The organism is Desulfogranum mediterraneum DSM 13871, assembly GCF_000429965.1.
Lineage (GTDB): Bacteria > Desulfobacterota > Desulfobulbia > Desulfobulbales > Desulfobulbaceae > Desulfogranum > Desulfogranum mediterraneum.
Window position 1 is genome coordinate 270,566 of record NZ_AUCW01000007.1, and the last position, 16,401, is coordinate 286,966.

Genomic DNA, 16,401 nt, shown 5'->3' on the forward strand with positions numbered 1-16,401 from the left:
AGCCGGCGCCCCTACAAGGTCTTCCGGGGGCCCTCCCCCCTGACTGTTCTGACTGTTATTTGGTGCCGAACAACTTATCTCCGGCATCACCCAGGCCAGGGATAATATAGCCGTTATCATCCAGCCGACGGTCAACACCGGCCACATAGATATCCACATCCGGATGGGCTGCCTCCAGCTTGGCGATTCCTTCGGGGGCTGCCACCAGGAAGATCCCGATGATCTCCTTGCAGCCGGCCTCTTTCAACATGTCGATGGTGGCGATCAAGGTGCCTCCGGTGGCCAGCATGGGGTCGATGATCATGGCCTTGCGCTGATCAATATCCTGGACCAGTTTTTCAAAGTAGGTCACCGGCTGGAGGGTCTCTTCATCGCGGTAGAGGCCGACCACCGAGACCTTGGCGTTGGGTACGGCCTTGAGCACGCCGTCCATCATCCCCAGGCCGGCCCGGAGGATGGGGACGATGGTAATCTTCTTGCCCTTGATCCGGTCCACCTCCACGCTCCCGGACCAGCACTCGATGGCTACCTGCTCGGCAGGCAGATCCCTGGTTGCCTCGTAGGTCAGGAGCATCCCCACCTCTGAGGCGAGCTCTCGAAAATCTTTGGTGGAGATATTTTTTTCCCGTAAATGTCCAAGCTTATGACGTACCAAGGGGTGGGTGATCTCATGAACGGCCATGGGCGGCTCCTTCTCTGGCTAAAGTAACAGGGTATCTTGAATAATCAGGTATTGTGTTCACGATCAAGACATGCGAAAAAAAATGACCGCAGCTCTATAAACGATACTCCGAGAATATTTTTTTTAAGCATAACGCAGAGATTGGGCAAAAGAACAACTCTTCAGGGTGACCAACGGTGATGCGTGTCTCGATGGTGAATATATAGGTGGTGTGTTTGTAGCATGGAACAGGGGATCTATCCAGACCAAAAACAGACCCAATTAACCGTTTTTTCACCATCCTTACCGCCCTCCCCACACCTTTGACTGTCATATTGACTCCTTGGCCCTTCCCGAAGCGGCATGATCTTCGCCAAAGAATCAGCTTGCAATTCCAGCCCTTACCTGGGAGAATTCAACCACACCGGTTTTCCTCCAGGCCCCCTCTGCCCCAGACCACCGTTGCCATGCGCCCATCTTCCTCTGCCCAGTCCGTCAAGATCACCAAACGACCGCTGTTCTACTGGATCCTCCGGCGTCACAGGAGCCTGCAGGGTGTCCTCTTGGTGATCATCGCAGCCAGTCTCTTTTTCCGGGTCTTTCCCCTGGAGATGCAGAAGCGCATCATCAACCAGGCCATCTCCTTAAAGAAGATTGAACTCCTCTACCTCTACTGCGGCCTCTACATGGGCTCGGTCCTGCTGGCCGGTCTGAGTAAATATGCCATCAACACCCTCCAGACCCTGATCGGTCAGAAGATCCTGGTGGAGATGCGCCAGGAGCTCTACCATCATATCCTCCAGTTGCCTCTCCAGTTCTACCGGAAGATGCAGCCCGGCACCGTGGTCTCGGCCATGACCGCAGAACTCAACGCCATCGGGCTCTTCCTGGGCGGTGCCCTGACCATTCCCCTGACCAGCATCCTCAGCTTTGCGGTCTTTCTGGGCTTCATGTTTCACCTCAGCCCCCTGCTGGCCGTGCTCTCGGTGACGATCTACCCCTTTGAGCTGATCGTGATCCCCCTGCTCCAGAAGCGCTACAACCACTACAACAGGAAACGGATCCTCACCACCAGGGCCATGTCCAACGTGGTCAACGAGGCCATCTCCGGCCTCCACGAGATCCATGCCAACGGCAGCTACCACCTGGAAGAGCGACGGATGGCCAAGCTGGTCCACAACCTCTACCGCCAGCTCAACGGCCTGTTCATCGTCAAGTACGGGATCAAGTTTGCCAACAACCTCTTCCAGTCCATCGGCCCCTTTATCCTCTTTCTGGTCGGCGGCTACCTGGCCATCCACGGCCAGTTTACCCTGGGTGCCCTGGTGGCCTTTCTCTCGGCCTACGAGAAGGTTTATGATCCCTGGAAAGAGATGCTGGAATACTACCAGTCCTACCAGGACAGCAGGGTCCGCTACAGCCAGATCATGTCCATCTTTGACCATGAGATCGAGCACCCCATGCTTCCCGAGGGCCGGGCGCCCCTGGATTTCAGCGGCAGGATCGAGTTGAAGAATGCCGGCTTCTCGGTGGAGAGCGGCCTCAAGCTGCTCAACGACATCAGCCTGGCCATCAAAGCCAACGAACAGGTGGCCCTGGTGGGTTTCTCCGGTTCCGGTAAATCCACCCTGGCCCTGCTCATTGCCCAACTCTACAGCGTCAACCATGGCCTGATCCTCTTGGACGACCTGGACATCACCACCCTGAGCAAGTCGGATATCAGCAAAAATATCACCATGATCGCCCAGCGACCTTTCATCTTCACCGGCACCATCCGGGAGAACCTGCTCTATGGAGCCCAGGCCGGGGAGAGCGAGGGGGAACCGGTTCCGGAGCGCAGGCAGCTGCTGGAGGCCGTCCGTGACGTGGGCCTGAGCGAGGATATCGTTCGCTTTGGCCTGAACACCGTTATCCCGGAAGAGCGCGTTGCCCCCCTGAGAAACCAGCTGCTGCGGATGCGACAGATCATCAACGCAGAGCTGAGGGAGTCCTTCTCCAAGGTGGTCGAACCCTACGATATCAACACCTTTCTGACCTACTCCAGCCTGCGGGACAACCTGATCTTCGGTGAAAGCCTCAACCACAGCTACGCCATAGAGCGGCTGGCCGCCAATCAACCATACCGCCGCTTTCTCAGCGAACATCAGCTGGAGCAGCCCCTGCTGGAACTGGGCTTCAGGATCGCCCAGGCCACCGTAGAGATGCTCAGGGATCTGGGTGACGATGACTTCTTTTTCCAGGGCAGCCCCATGGAGCCCGCCGACCTGGAAGGGTATCAGGAGTTGCTGATCGCAGCCAAGGACGCCGTGCCCCAGAAAAAAGGGGACCAGAACCGCCTGCTTGAGCTGGCCTTCCGCTATATCCCGGCCCGCCATAAGATCACCTCCATCAGTCAGGACCTGAAAGATGCCATCCTGGCCGCCAGACACGCTTTTCTCCGGGATATCATCGGCCTGGATATGGAGGCCTGTGTGCAGTCCACCCGCTCCCTGATGGAGCAGGGCACCATCATCCCCCTGCCCCACTATGAGCAGCTGCGCGACTTTATCGCCTACTGCCCTTCGGAGTACCTCTACAGCCACTCCCTCAGAGACAACATCCTCTTTGGCGCGCCCAAGGGACAGCTGCGTGATCATCAGCACCTGCTTGACCTGGCCACCCAGGCCTTTGAGCGCGAGGGGCTGCTCGACGAGATCCTTGACATCGGCCTGGACTTTGAGGTAGGCAGCCAGGGGGACCGCCTCTCGGGAGGCCAGAAGCAGAAGCTGGCCATTGCCAGGGCCTTTTTAAAGCAGTCCAACCTGCTGATCCTGGATGAGGCCACCGCCAGCCTGGACAACACCTCCCAGGCCCGGATCCAGCGCATCCTGGAAGAGCGCTTCCGCAACAAGAAGACCATCATCTCGGTCATCCATCGGTTGGACCTCACCCCCGGGTACGACCGGATATTCGTCCTCAAGGCCGGCTCCCTCATCGAACAGGGGACCTACGAAGAACTGATGAACCTACGAGGAGCCTTTTATGAGCTCACCCAAGCACACTGATAATCCCTCCGGCCCTGGCCATTGCCGGATCCAGGAGGCCCTGGCCCAACTCCAGCAGCTGCCCCTGTTTCGGGAGACCCCACTTGAAATCCTCAAGCTCTATGCCTACCTTTGTACACAGGAACACTATGGTCCGGGCGAGTCCATCCTCTGCCAGGGGCAAGCAGCTGAAAGAATGTACCTCATCACCGCAGGATCCGTAACCATCTGCACCGAACATCAGGGCAAGCACTACCTTGTTCAACAGTTATCAGCCACGGAACTCAACTATTTCGGCGAGTTGGCCCTGTTAGCCAAGTTTGAGTGGTTTTTCTCGGCCTGGGCCGACAGCGAGGTGACCCTGTTGAGTATGTCCAGGGAGGCCTTTCAAAAGGTCCTGGAGCGCTTTCCCCATATCTACAGCAAGGCCGTGGAAAAGATAGTCACCCTCCGCATCGACCGCTTGGTGGACCAGACCCACCAACTCCTGGATCGGCCGAACCAGAATCCCCTGGAGGAGTGCCCCCATGGTCAACGCTAACCAGATTCAGCCACCAGCTTCGTCCCACTGCTCACACCAGAGGTCCATCGGTATGTACTCCCTGCTCGCCCTGTTCTTCGCCCTCCTGCTCAGCTGCTCCACGACCCCGCTCTCCGCCACCGTCCTCGTCCCCAAGGAGATCGGCGGTTTCAGACTGGGCACCTCCATAGATGACTATGAGTTAACCAGCTATCGTAACTTTCTCAAACAGGTGGTGGTGGAAGACATCGGCGGCTTTCGCAAGGGGATCATCGAGTACGGAGTCTGCGAGCGGCCGGGAAAGATTGTCCGGATCAAGTTGAAATATGCCGACTCCAGTGAAGGCTTTTACCGGGAACTGCTGAAGCGTTATAAAAAACAGCTGGGCGAGCCGAGCCGTTATACCGGAGATGCCTTTGGCATCCTCAAGGCCTGGAAATGGCACTTTATCGATCAGAACGGCGAGCGGGTCTCCCTGACCCTGCAGTACAACCAGAAAAACCTGGACGAGAGCCTGGGCAGCGTGGTCAAGCTGGCCATGCCTGAACGGATCATCGCGGAACGCAAATGCTTCAACAGGATCTGTGCCACCAGAGAACCGCTCCCCCCGACGCCAAAGGGGCAGCTCTGGGAAGAGATGATCCCTCGCTAGTCCCGACTCCAGCAGCTTCCATGCGCCTTGCCGACTCGTTCCCAAGCCTCTGCAGCCCCGATGCATCCTGCTGAATTGTCCCGCCAGACCGTGGCCTGGAACGGCATCAGCCTCCAGGTGCCGACCTCCTGGTACCCGACGGTGGTGCTCGACCGCTACCTCCTGTTTGCAGAGGAGAGCGGCCCGGTGTGTGGACTGAAATGGCAGGCCACCAGGGGTCGTTTTTCCCCCGACTCGCTGTGCAAAAAGCTGGGCCGGCGGATGCCGAGCGCCCGTTTTCAGCCCTGGCAACCACCACCATCCTGGGAGAGGCCACTGGCCCCCTGCCCCTGGTACGGCTTCCAGTGGCAGGGGGAGCAGGTGGAGCTGGGGGAGCGGCAGAGAGGCCGCGGCATCCTCCTCTACCTGCCCAAAGAACAACGAACCGTCGCCCTGCAGTGGCCCAACTTCCGGGACGAGAGGGAGCAGCTCTACCTCCAGCTGCTCTTAAGCCTGCGCCATCATCACGACCAGGCGTACATCCCCTGGCAGCTCTTCGATATCAGCGCCCGCCTGCCGGCAGCAGCACGTCTCCGGGAACACAGCTTCCTGCCCGGCCGCTACAGCCTGGCCTTTACCCTGGCAAGTGAGCGCCTGGCCCTGCTCCGCTTCAAACCGGCCGCAGAACTCCTCCGCAACAGCGGGCTCGGCGAATTCGGCACCTTCCTGGCCGGCCCGGCCCAGCTGCTGCCGGTCACGGATCCTGCAAGGGCCAGATGGGTCTACAGCGCCGGCGGCGCCCAGGCTTGGCTCCGCCGGCTCAGGCGTCAGCCCACCGGGATCGCCCTCCAACTCCGCCATTACCCGGAGCATAACCTCATCCTCGGAGTCCATGTCCAGGGCAGCTCTGCTAAAGCCGCCGCCCTGCTGGACTCCGTCCTCAACCACTATCACCCCGGCTGATCCCAGCACAGCCGTACGAACCCTATGATCTTTCCAGGAAAAAAGCCCCCAGCGACGACCAGCCCAGCCCTCAACAGGCAACAGGCCCTGGCCTGCATCCCCATCCGCAACCCCGGTGCCGAGGAAGAGCCGGGGGCAGACGGCATCCTCCTGATCTACCCGGTGGAGGTCAAACCCTTGTTTCGCGGCCTGATGCGCAGGCTCACCGGCCGGGACACCAGCAGCATCCGAAGAAAGCTGCAACTGGATCATATGGGAAGCGGGGTCTGGGGCTTAATCGACAACCAGCGGAGCAGCAGGGAGATCATCCGCCTCTTTCAAGGCCAGCACCAACTGGAGGAGCGGGAGGCCGAGATTGCGGTGAGCAGCTTTCTCAAGGAGCTGGGGAAACGGGGGTTGATCGCCATGGCTGCAGGAAGCTGAAGCCATGGGCCCCTTACTCAGGTTACTCAGGAACCGAGGAAACGCTGCTGCAGCTGCTGCAGATCCTTCCAGGTGGCCCGTTTCATTTCCCCGTGGGCCAGGAGAAATCGGGGGTGATAGGTGACCATCACCTCCACGGGATACTCCTCGTAGTAGCGGTAGCGATGAAAGACGCCCCGTAAGCGGACCACCGAACCAGCACGGCCCAGGACCACCCCTGCACTGAGATCTCCCATGGCACAGATGACCCTTGGCTTGACTGCAGCGATCTCACGGGCCAGGAAGGTTGTACAGCGCCCAGCGCACTGGCTCAGCTGCTTCCGGTCAAGGGGCTGGGGGCATTTGATGCAGTTGGTTACATAGACCTCATCCCGGTCCAGCCCCAGGGCTCCGATCATCTTGACCAGCATCTGGTCTTCGGCCCGACCGAACAGTCGGTCCTGCTCCTGGATGGTGCAGTAGTCACCGATGATCATCAGCCGGATCCTCTTCTCACCCACCAGGGGCGCACTGGCCTGACAGCCGGCTCCGGCCGGGCCACAGCTGGTGCAGCCGTCGATCTGTTGGTAGAGTGCAACCAGCGCATCCTTTGCCGGCAGTGGCTGTACCGCCGGGGGACTCTGTTGCGGCCGGGGTGCGGGAGAACGACGCCTGGACACCCCTGCCGGCTTGGGGGGTGCAGCTGTGCGCAGACGCAGAGCAGGAGGGAGCCCCTCCTGTTGCGGATAGACGCTTATCCCCAGCTGTCGATGGAACTTGAGCATGGTCCGCAGCTCCGCTGCCAACCCGGCCAGGTCCTGCCACGAACAGCAGTCCGTCCCCTGGGAAAGGTGGCCCTGCCCTGTACGCTTCTTTTCAGATGACAAACCCTACTCCAATGGTTACCAATTCAGTATATTATTCCCATGCTCATATGCCCCAACCCGATCAACAAGGAGGAAACATGCCTATCTTTGAATACCAGTGCAGGGACTGTAAACATCAGTTCGAGCTGCTGGTGACCTCATCCCAGCAGGGGGAGCCCATCCAGTGTCCCCAGTGCAAGAGTACGGACGTCACCAAGAATATCTCGGCCTCCACCATCCGGGTCGGCCTGGCCGCCTCGACCGTCCGGCCGGGACCTTCTGGAGGCTGTTCCTCCCCATCCGGATTTTCCTGAGCATAGCTCTTTGGGCCCGTGGGGCTCAAGATTGACCTTGAAGCCGAGGCAGGCTGCAGCCACAGCGCTCAGCCGCCCGGCTGAACAGCAGGGTCTCTGCGCATCGGGGATGGGGCTGCCCATCCGAATCCGGAGCCGAAGCCGCTGCTCTCTATTTCCGCCGCTTGGCCGGGGGGTTAAAGTCAAAGACCTCTTCATTGGGCTTCAGCAGGCCATACTTTTCCCGCGCCAACTGTTCTATATATGCCTCGTCGCCCTTCAGTCGCTCAATCTCCGCAGCCAGCCTGGCCTTGTCCTCCTGAAGCCGAACATTCTCCTCCTCCAGCTCCGTGGCATGCTGCTGCAGCCGGCGGAGCTGGAACAAGCCTCTCCCCGGTAAAAAAAGCAGTGCCAGCACGGTGCCCATGCCGATCAAGACTCCCAAGCGCCAGAGCAGCCTTCGCCGCCGGCTGGCCGACTTTTGGCCCTTGCGTTCATCCATAGCCTAACCCGATCTCTCCCCTGCCCCTGTTATTCTCTACCGACTGCTCCCTGCAGCGACTCACTCTCCCTGCCCCCAGCCACCGGCCGCTCAGCTGCCGGGCCGGGACGGCCCAATCCCCAGGACCCGGATGATCAGGATCCCGAACTCATAGAGCAGGTAGAGCGGCCCACCCATCAGGGCCATGTTGACCAGATCAGGGGTCGGGGTCAACAGGGCTGCCAGGATGGCGATCCCCAGAATGGCAAAGCGCCGATTCTTTTCAAAGGCACGCCTGGAGATGAGCCCGACCTGGGCGCTGAAGATCATAAAGACCGGCAGCTCGAAAATCAGGCCAAAGGCGAGCACAAAGACGGTGACAAAGGTGACGAACTTGCCGATGGAGATAACCGCCTTCAGTTCCTCGGACTGGAATCCGAGCAGGAACTGAACGCCAAAGGGAAGGGTTACCAGGTAGCAGAAGACGGTACCGCTGTAAAAGAGCAGACAGGTGGCAGCCACGTACCAGAAGAGCCGTCTGCCCTCCACCTGAAAGGGCTTGCCCATGGCCTTCCAGAGGACGTAGGTCAAGAGCGGCATCAGGGTATAGAGCGCCCCAAAAAAAGAGACCTTGACGTGGGCCAGGAAGGGGCCGGCAACGGAGAAGAAATAGAGCTGCTCCTTGAGGTGCTGCTGAAAGAGCGCAATCAGCCCGCCGGACCCTGGAAAGAGGACCACGCTCATCACGACGATACTTATCCCTAAGAGCTTGATCGACTTCCTCAACTCCGAGAGAAATACCACAAGATTGTTCCTGATCTTCACCTTGGTCCCCTGTACGGACTCCCGCGGCCGGACCGGCGGTCCTCCGGTCGTGGCCCTGTGCGCTACTCACCGTTGGCTGAAAGAACGGCTCTCCAGGAAGTAGGCGAGCAGAACCAGACTGCCTGGGCAGGCTGGTTCTGCTCGCGCCGGTATCTCCCCTTGCCGTTGCTGCTGTCTAGGTTGAAAAAAATAGCAAAACCCGGGAAGAAAGGCAATCTAATACCCGTTGCGTTTCCAGAAGAGCCGTGATAAACAGGAAGGTTATTCTGGGTATTTCCGGCCGCCAAGGCCCCAAAGACCCGGCTCAGACCCTGTTATAAACACCTGCTTTATTGAGATACCATGCTTGAGCTACGCTTTATCAGAGAACACCTGGACCTTGTCCGCGAAAAAAGTCTGCTCCGGGGCGTTGACCCGGCGCTCTTTACGCGTTTTTCCACCATCGACAACCAACGGCTGGCCATCCTGGGAGAGGTTGAGGCCCTAAAGAATCGGCGCAATGTCGTTTCCAAGGAGATCGCTCCCCTCAAGCAGGCAGGTGAACATGCCCAGGCCGAGCCGCTGATCCTGGAGATGCGTGAGGTCGGTGAACAGATCAAGGGCCTGGATGAGCAGCTCAACGGGATCGAGAGCCAGCTCAACGAACTGGTCCTCTCCATCCCCAACCTCTGTGATGATGCCGTTCCACCGGGCAAGGATGACAGCGACAACCAGGAGATCAAGACCTGGGGGACCATTCCCAGCTTTTCCTTCACCCCCAAGCCCCACTGGGAGATCGGCGAGGCCCTGGGCATCCTGGACTTTGAGACCTCGGCCAAACTGGCCGGAGCACGTTTTTCCCTGCTCAAGGACTTCGGTTCCCGCCTCTCCAGGGCGCTGACCAACTTCTTTCTCGATCTCCATACCCAGAAGCATGGCTACACCGAGGTACTGCCGCCCTTCATGGTCAACAGTGCCACCATGACCGGTACCGGCCAACTGCCCAAGTTCAAGGAAGACCTGTTCAAGATCCAGGACTGGGATCTCTGGTTGATCCCCACCGCCGAGGTGCCGGTCACCAACATCCATGCCGGAGAGACCCTGAGAGAGGAGCAGCTCCCCCTCTACTACACGGCCTACACCCCCTGCTTCCGCTCCGAGGCAGGCTCCTACGGTAAAGATACCCGCGGCCTCATCCGCCAACACCAGTTTGAGAAGGTTGAGCTGGTCAAGCTGACCACCCCGGAGCAGTCTGAACAGGAACTGGAACGGCTCTTGACCGAGGCAGAGACCGTACTCCAGCTGCTGGAGCTCCCCTACCGGGTGGTGAACCTCTGCGCCGGAGATCTGGGCTTTTCCGCGACCAAGACCTATGATATCGAGGTCTGGCTGCCGGGACAAGACACCTATCGGGAGATCTCTTCCTGCTCCAACTTCCTCGATTTCCAGGCCCGGCGCGCCGGCATCCGTTACCGGCCCGACGGGTCCAAGAAGAGTCGGCTGGTACACACCCTCAACGGCTCCGGCCTTGCCGTGGGCAGGACCCTGTTGGCCATTCTGGAGAATTACCAGCAGGAGGATGGCAGCGTGGCCATCCCCGAGGTCCTGGCGCCCTACTTCACCAACCGCTTTTCCTGAACAGCTCCCCCTCCCCGACTCAGCTCTCCTCCAGGGCCAGCTCGATCAGCCGGTCCAGGAGACGGGGAAAGGGCAGCCCTGCGGCCGCGGCGGCCTGGGGCAGCAGGCTGGTCGGGGTCATTCCCGGGATGGTGTTGGTCTCCAGCAGGAAGAGCTCTCCCTCCCGGACGAGCATATCGGTACGACTGTAGCCCTTAAGCTGCAGGCAGCGATGGGCCCGGAGGGCATACTCCTGGGCCAGCTGGACGATGGCCGCATCCACCTTTGCCGGACAGATCTCGGTGCTGGCTCCGGGCACATACTTGGCCTCATAATCAAAAAAATCAAAGCGACTGTCCGGGATGATCTCCACCAGCGGCAGGGCCATGAGCTCGTCGTTGCCGATGACCCCGACCGTGATCTCCCGCCCCTTGATATACTCCTCCACCATGACCTCATCGTCATGCTGAAAGGCCAGGGCCAGGGCCGTGGTCAGTTCTTCGGGCTCCCGGACAATGGTCATGCCTATGGAGGAGCCCTGCTTCACCGGCTTCACCACCAGGGGCAGCCTCAAGGCCTCCAACAGGGGCCCCGGGGCTTCCAGATGCGCGGCCGTGGCCAGCTGCCACTGGGCAACCGGCAGTCCCTCCTGACGATAGAGGGTCTTGGCCAGGTGCTTATGCATGGCCAGGGCGCTGCCCAGCACCCCTGCGCCCTGATAGGGAATCCCCAACAACTCCAGCAGTCCCTGGATGGTCCCATCCTCACCCCACAGTCCATGGAGGAGCACAAAGGCCACGTCGATGCTCTCTGCATCCTGGGCCAGGGCGACCAGATCCGTGGCCGGGTCATAGCGCACCAACTCGTAACGTTCTCGATCCAGGGCCTCCTCGACCCCGGCTGCACCTTTCAATGAGACCTCGCGTTCAGCGGATTTACCGCCGGCAATGAGTGCCAACCGAATTTTTGCCATTGCATACCTCCTCTCTCTTCGCATCCTTGGCGTTGCAGGATTTCCTGATTATCTGGATTGGCCAGGCAGCTCGGGCCCGGGCAGGCGAGTTCCCTCCGTCTTCCGAGCAGAGATCTGGAGAAATGCTCGGGACAAAACCGGCGGAAGAGGCAGCAGGGTCGAGGCGCTCAAGCGGGCACGCCACCCTTCCTGCCAACGGCCCCGAACTGGAACATGACCTGGACACAGTGTACCATATCTTCAAGGAAATGCATGCATCCAGACCGGGTGCTTCACTTTTCTGGGGGCAGGGCCGCGCTCCCTGGCCGAAGACCATGGGGGAGGCCTGGGAGCGTGACTGTTCCCTCTCAGGGGAAAACTTGGAGACCACGCCCAGTAATTCTGTTGACACCTGTCCCAATTTTGGGTAAATTTTAAATTTTAGGCCTTTTTTACCCATAAGCCCCTCTCTATAAGGATGTGAAACAACCATGATTGAAGTAGAAGTCAAAGGTGACCTTGAATACGCGATTCGACAGTTGAAGAAAAAGCTGCAGATTGACGGCATCAAACGCGAGTTAAAACGTCGGGAGTTCTACGAGAAGCCCAGCGTGAAGAAGCGTCGGAAGGCTGCAGAGGCGCTGCGCAAGCTGCGTAAGTTCAACCGGATGAAAAACCGAGGCTAGCCAAATGTCCTGGCAGCCGCGTCAGGACATTTCCTTCACCTTCCAGCGAATCCCCTGCACCCCGACCGACTCCAGGCTGCTGTTGAGGCATTTCTCCGGCACCTGACCATCCATCGCAGGTTGGCCCTGAACACGGTTCAATCCTACCGCTCCGACCTGGAGATCTTCCTTGCCTTTCTGCACAGGCAGCAGGTCCACAGGCTGGAAGAGATCAGCAGAACGCATCTCCAAGATTTCTTCCAGCACTGTCACCGCCAACAGATCAGTTCCCGCTCCAATGGCCGGCGACTGGCTGCCCTCCAGGCCTTCTTTGGCCACGCCCTTGCCCAGGGACTGCTCCAGGAAAACCCGGCCGCAGATATCGATCCCCCCAAGACCGGCAGGCACCTGCCCAGGGTCCTGAGCCTTCAAGAGGTGGAGTTGCTGCTCCATCCCCCGGAACAACGCACGCCGCTCAACCTCCGCAACCATGCCATGCTCCACCTGCTCTATGCCACCGGCATCAGGGTCTCGGAGCTCGTCTCCACCCCCCTGACCAACTGCAACCTGAGCAGCGGGCACCTGCGCGTCCTGGGCAAGGGCAGCAAGGAACGGATCATCCCCTTTGCCGCAAGCTCCGGCGAACGGGTCCAGGATTACCTCAACCATGGCCGTCCGGCCATCCTCAAGGGCCGCTCCACTCCTGTCCTCTTTCCCTCCAACCGCGGCAGGGCCATGAGCAGGAACCGCTTCTGGCAGATTATCCGTAAGGTAGCCCAGGCCCGCGGTCTCTACATTGAGATCAGTCCCCACATGCTGCGTCACTCCTTTGCAACCCACCTCCTGGCGGGCGGCGCAGATCTGCGGGCGGTCCAGATGATGCTGGGACATGCCGATATCAGCACCACCCAGACCTACACCCAGGTTGAAACCAGCCGACTCAAGGCGGTGCACAGCCGCTTTCACCCCAGGGGATAATCCTCCAGCAGGCAGCCCCAGGCCCAAGCCTGGGCTACTCTGCCACCCTGATCACCGAGGTGGGGCCGCCCTGGACCGCCAACTCCACCTCCAAGCTGGAATGCACCTGGAGATGACGACGCACCTCGGCACTGACCCTGTCCACATGGTTATTGGTCTCACTGATATGGGCCAGGACCAGACGTTGCAGGCACTGGCCTGCCAACTCGGCGGCAAAACGGACGGCCTCACTGTTGGCCAGGTGGCCGCTGTGGGATTGGATCCGCTGCTGGAGAGAGAGGGGATAGGGACCGTTGCGCAGCATCTCCGGATCATGGTTGGCCTCCAGGACCAAGGTGGAACAGCTGCGGAGGTGGTGGTGGATCAGTTTGGTGAGGCGACCGGTATCTGTACAGTAGCCCAGACGCTGCCGGCCGCTGGAGACAACAAATCCCACCGGATCGGCGCAGTCATGGGAGACGGCAAAGGGGTGCACCCGGAGATCGGCAAGGGCAAAGGGATCGCCGGTGGAAAAGGCCCGCAGCCGATCGACCCTGCCCAGCTTATCCTCGGCAGCCTGGTAGGTGAGTTCGTTGAGGTAGACTGTCAGGCCGTAACGCCTGGCCAACACGCCGACCCCGGCAATATGATCATGGTGCTCATGGGTCACCAGGATGCTGTCCAGGCTCTCCGGCGCACAGCCAACCAGGGCAAGCCTGCGCTCCACCTCTTTGCCGGAAAAGCCGGCATCGATGAGCAGCCGGCTGGAGCCCGCTGTCACCAGGGTACAGTTACCCTTACTGCCGCTGCCGAGAACGCAGACCTTCACCCGCGGGTCCTGTCAACGCAGGCCGGTGTGGCCGAAGCCACCGGCACCACGATCGGTCTCATCCAGCTCTGCGACCACCTCCAGGCAGGCCTGAACGACCGGCGCCAGAATCAGCTGGGCGATGCGATCGCCCCGCTGGATGGTAAAGGGCTCTGCTGAGAGGTTGACCAGGGCAACCTTGACCTCGCCCCGGTAATCGGCGTCAATGGTCCCCGGTCCATTGATCACGGTGATCCCGTGCTTGACGGCCAGTCCCGAACGTGGACGCACCTGGACCTCGTAACCGGCCGGGATGGCCAGGGCAAAGCCGCAGGGGACCAGGGTCCGCTCCCCCGGCCCGATGGTCAGGGGGCTGGCAATGACAGCCCCGACATCCATACCAGCCGCCAGGGCCGTTTCATAGCCTGGAATGGCGATATCTTTTTGCGCCTGCTCACAGAGCCAGCTCAAACCTACCTTCACCTGCTTCATGGTCATACTCCTCTTACCCTCTTCCAGGATAGCTCAAAAAAAAGGGCCGACTTCCCCCGGGGGAAGCCAGCCCATCAAAGCGCAGCTTTGCTGACCGCTATTCTTCGCCTTCCGCCAGGGCAGCCTTACGGCTGAGGCGAATCCGGCCACGGTTATCGATCTCAATAACCTTGACCTTGACCATGTCACCCTCCTTGAGGACATCGGTAACCTTTTCGACCCGGCTGTGCTTGAGCTCGGAGATATGGACCATGCCGTCGGTTCCGGGCAGGATCTGGACAAAGGCGCCAAAGTCCTTAATGGTGCGCACCTCACCCTCGTAGATCGTACCTACCTCAGGCACGGCGGTCATCGCCTCGATCCGCTGGACCAGGGCCTTGGCAGAGTCGTTGTTGGAGCTGAAGATCTTGATCATCCCGCTGTCTTCCACATCGATCTTGGAGTCATACTCAGCGGTCAACTCGCGGATGATCTTACCGCCCGGGCCGATGATATCGCGAATCTTATCCGGATGGATCTGGATGGTCACATATTTGGGGGCATGCTCAGAGACGCCGTCGCGCGGTGCCTCGATGGCCTCTTTCATCTTGCCAAGGATGTGAATCCGTCCATCCTTGGCCTGGGTCAGGGCCTTACCCATGATCTCGCGGTCAACGCCGTCGATCTTGATATCCATCTGCAGTCCGGTGATGCCGTTGGCGGTACCAACCACCTTGAAGTCCATGTCGCCCAGATGATCCTCGTCACCGAGGATATCGGTCAGGACCACCACCTTCTCACCCTCCTTGATCAGGCCCATGGCCACACCGGATACCGGTGACTGGACAGGTACGCCGGCATCCATCAGGGCCAGGCTGGCGCCGCAGACCGTGGCCATGGAGGAGGAGCCGTTGGACTCGAGGACCTCAGAGACCACCCGCATGGTATAGGGGAAGGCCTCGCCCTCTGGGAGGACGGCCTCTACCCCACGCCGGGCCAGGGTGCCGTGGCCGATATCGCGACGACTTGGACCGCGGAGAAAACGAACCTCACCCACGCAGAAGGGGGGAAAGTTATAGTGGAGCATGAAGCGGCGATAGACATCTCCGCCCAGCCCTTCCAGATGCTGTTCATCGCGCTCGCTTCCCAGGGTGGAAATCACCATGGCCTGGGTCTCACCGCGGGTGAACAGGGCAGAGCCGTGGGCCCTGGGCAGGATGCCGACCTCGCAGGAGATGGGACGCACCTCTTCAAAGGAACGGCCATCCAGACGCTCTCCCTGGGAGACGATCCGCTCACGCATAACCCGCTTCTTATAGCCACTGAGCAGTTCGAAGACCTCCTTCTCCTCTTCGTAGATCTCGCTGTCCAGGGCCTCAATCACCTCCTGCTTGAGCTGGTCATAACGGTCGCCTCTGGCCATCTTATCGGCGGTGGTCACCACCTCTGCCATGCCGGCGGCAGCGGCAGCCTCAACGGCCGCACGCAGGGATTCGTTGACCTGCGGAGCAACCACCTCACGCTTGGCCTTACCCACCTGCTGCTGCATATCCAGCTGCAACTGGATCAGGGGCTGAATGTTCTCGTGGGCAAAGAAGATCGCCTCCAGGACCACATCTTCACTCAACTCCCCGGTCTTGCCTTCAACCATGACCACGGCAGACTGGGTACCGGCCACCACCAGGTTCATGGCAGACTGCTCCAGCTGGCTCTGGTTGGGGTTGAGGACATACTGGCCGTCGATGTACCCCACCCGGGCTCCGGCCACAGGACCGGCAAAGGGGATATCGGAGATCATCAGGGCGGCGGATGCCCCGTTCAAGGCCAGGATATCAGGATTGACATCCTGGTCGGCAGAGAAGACGGTGGTGATCAACTGGGTTTCCGACATGTAGCCATCGGCAAAGAGCGGCCGCAGGGGCCGATCGATCAGACGACAGGTCAGGACCTCTTTCTCGCTGGGACGACCGATCTCCCGCCGAAAGTAGCTGCCCGGAATCCGGCCGGCGGCATACATCCGCTCCTGGTACTCGATGGTCAGGGGCAGAAAGCCCATGTCTTTGGATTTTTTCTCGGCAACCACGGTAACCAGAATCTTGGTATCCCCACTGCACACCACCACCGAACCACTGGTCTGACGGGCAAGTTTTCCGGTCTCAAAGGTGATCGTCCGACCACCGATCTCTGCTTCCATTACGTTATACATAGTGTTTCCTACTCCGGTATCACCGGAATCAATAAGGTCTTGTCTCTGAACCTGCACCACCGTTGGTCACAAAGCCACAAA

Annotated in this window: 17 protein-coding genes; 9 read left to right on the top strand and 8 right to left on the bottom strand. The window is 59.9% G+C overall.

The window, feature by feature from the left end; all coding sequences use genetic code 11:
- Positions 1–55: 55 nt before the first annotated feature.
- Positions 56–682 carry a uracil phosphoribosyltransferase gene (upp, locus tag G494_RS0104355; protein ID WP_028583557.1) on the bottom strand — a complete coding sequence of 209 codons (627 nt, stop codon included), beginning with the start codon at positions 680–682 and terminating at the stop codon, positions 56–58.
- A 446-nt stretch (positions 683–1,128) separates the two neighbouring features.
- On the opposite strand from upp, the gene G494_RS0104360 reads away from it, so the two are divergent.
- Genes G494_RS0104360 through G494_RS21860 form a run of 5 tightly spaced genes read left to right on the top strand, consistent with a single transcriptional unit; the run spans position 1,129 to position 6,221 of the window.
- Positions 1,129–3,705: an ABC transporter ATP-binding protein/permease gene (locus G494_RS0104360; protein ID WP_028583558.1), complete on the top strand. Its 2,577-nt coding sequence runs from the start codon at positions 1,129–1,131 to the stop codon at positions 3,703–3,705.
- Positions 3,683–4,225: a cyclic nucleotide-binding domain-containing protein gene (locus G494_RS0104365; RefSeq protein ID WP_028583559.1), complete on the top strand. Its 543-nt coding sequence runs from the start codon at positions 3,683–3,685 to the stop codon at positions 4,223–4,225. The genes G494_RS0104360 and G494_RS0104365 overlap by 23 nt, the downstream gene beginning before the upstream one ends.
- Positions 4,212–4,856 (top strand): hypothetical protein, encoded by a 645-nt coding sequence (locus G494_RS25095; RefSeq protein WP_153305756.1) that lies wholly within the window; start codon positions 4,212–4,214, stop codon positions 4,854–4,856. The genes G494_RS0104365 and G494_RS25095 overlap by 14 nt, the downstream gene beginning before the upstream one ends.
- 60 nt (positions 4,857–4,916) lie before the next feature.
- A complete protein-coding gene (locus G494_RS0104375; RefSeq protein WP_028583560.1) occupies positions 4,917–5,798 on the top strand; it encodes a hypothetical protein in 882 nt (293 codons plus the stop codon).
- A gap of 24 nt (positions 5,799–5,822) precedes the next feature.
- Positions 5,823–6,221 carry a PqqD family protein gene (locus G494_RS21860; RefSeq protein ID WP_028583561.1) on the top strand — a complete coding sequence of 133 codons (399 nt, stop codon included), beginning with the start codon at positions 5,823–5,825 and terminating at the stop codon, positions 6,219–6,221.
- A gap of 26 nt (positions 6,222–6,247) precedes the next feature.
- On the opposite strand, the gene G494_RS25100 is transcribed toward G494_RS21860, so the two are convergent.
- A complete protein-coding gene (locus tag G494_RS25100; protein ID WP_153305757.1) occupies positions 6,248–7,087 on the bottom strand; it encodes a uracil-DNA glycosylase in 840 nt (279 codons plus the stop codon).
- Between the two features lie 77 nt (positions 7,088–7,164).
- Here G494_RS25100 and G494_RS0104390 point away from each other — a divergent pair, with 77 nt between their 5' ends.
- Complete coding sequence (locus tag G494_RS0104390) at positions 7,165–7,380, top strand: FmdB family zinc ribbon protein (protein ID WP_028583563.1); 216 nt, start codon at positions 7,165–7,167, stop codon at positions 7,378–7,380.
- 151 nt (positions 7,381–7,531) lie between these two features.
- Here the strand turns inward: G494_RS0104390 and G494_RS25105 are convergent, their stop codons facing one another.
- Positions 7,532–7,861 carry an FtsB family cell division protein gene (locus tag G494_RS25105; RefSeq protein WP_051305376.1) on the bottom strand — a complete coding sequence of 110 codons (330 nt, stop codon included), beginning with the start codon at positions 7,859–7,861 and terminating at the stop codon, positions 7,532–7,534.
- Between the two features lie 90 nt (positions 7,862–7,951).
- Entirely contained in the window at positions 7,952–8,644 is a 693-nt protein-coding gene (gene tatC / locus G494_RS21875; protein WP_232362479.1) for a twin-arginine translocase subunit TatC, read from the bottom strand.
- Between the two features lie 363 nt (positions 8,645–9,007).
- Between tatC and serS the strand changes: the two genes are divergently transcribed.
- Positions 9,008–10,282 carry a serine--tRNA ligase gene (gene serS, locus G494_RS0104405; protein WP_028583564.1) on the top strand — a complete coding sequence of 425 codons (1,275 nt, stop codon included), beginning with the start codon at positions 9,008–9,010 and terminating at the stop codon, positions 10,280–10,282.
- Between the two features lie 19 nt (positions 10,283–10,301).
- On the opposite strand, the gene G494_RS0104410 is transcribed toward serS, so the two are convergent.
- Complete coding sequence (locus tag G494_RS0104410; protein ID WP_028583565.1) at positions 10,302–11,234, bottom strand: D-alanine--D-alanine ligase family protein; 933 nt, start codon at positions 11,232–11,234, stop codon at positions 10,302–10,304.
- A gap of 473 nt (positions 11,235–11,707) precedes the next feature.
- Between G494_RS0104410 and rpsU the strand changes: the two genes are divergently transcribed.
- Complete coding sequence (gene rpsU / locus G494_RS0104420; RefSeq protein ID WP_369125042.1) at positions 11,708–11,899, top strand: 30S ribosomal protein S21; 192 nt, start codon at positions 11,708–11,710, stop codon at positions 11,897–11,899.
- Positions 11,900–11,953: 54 nt separating this feature from the next.
- A complete protein-coding gene (gene xerD / locus G494_RS0104430) occupies positions 11,954–12,856 on the top strand; it encodes a site-specific tyrosine recombinase XerD (RefSeq protein WP_028583568.1) in 903 nt (300 codons plus the stop codon).
- A 34-nt stretch (positions 12,857–12,890) separates the two neighbouring features.
- Here the strand turns inward: xerD and G494_RS0104435 are convergent, their stop codons facing one another.
- From G494_RS0104435 to pnp, 3 genes are all read right to left on the bottom strand, one after another.
- Positions 12,891–13,664, bottom strand: a complete 774-nt coding sequence (locus tag G494_RS0104435) for an MBL fold metallo-hydrolase (RefSeq protein WP_028583569.1) — start codon at positions 13,662–13,664, stop codon at positions 12,891–12,893.
- 12 nt (positions 13,665–13,676) lie between these two features.
- Positions 13,677–14,135: a dUTP diphosphatase gene (gene dut, locus G494_RS0104440; RefSeq protein WP_028583570.1), complete on the bottom strand. Its 459-nt coding sequence runs from the start codon at positions 14,133–14,135 to the stop codon at positions 13,677–13,679.
- A gap of 97 nt (positions 14,136–14,232) precedes the next feature.
- Positions 14,233–16,320, bottom strand: a complete 2,088-nt coding sequence (pnp, locus tag G494_RS0104445) for a polyribonucleotide nucleotidyltransferase (protein WP_028583571.1) — start codon at positions 16,318–16,320, stop codon at positions 14,233–14,235.
- Positions 16,321–16,401: the final 81 nt, after the last annotated feature.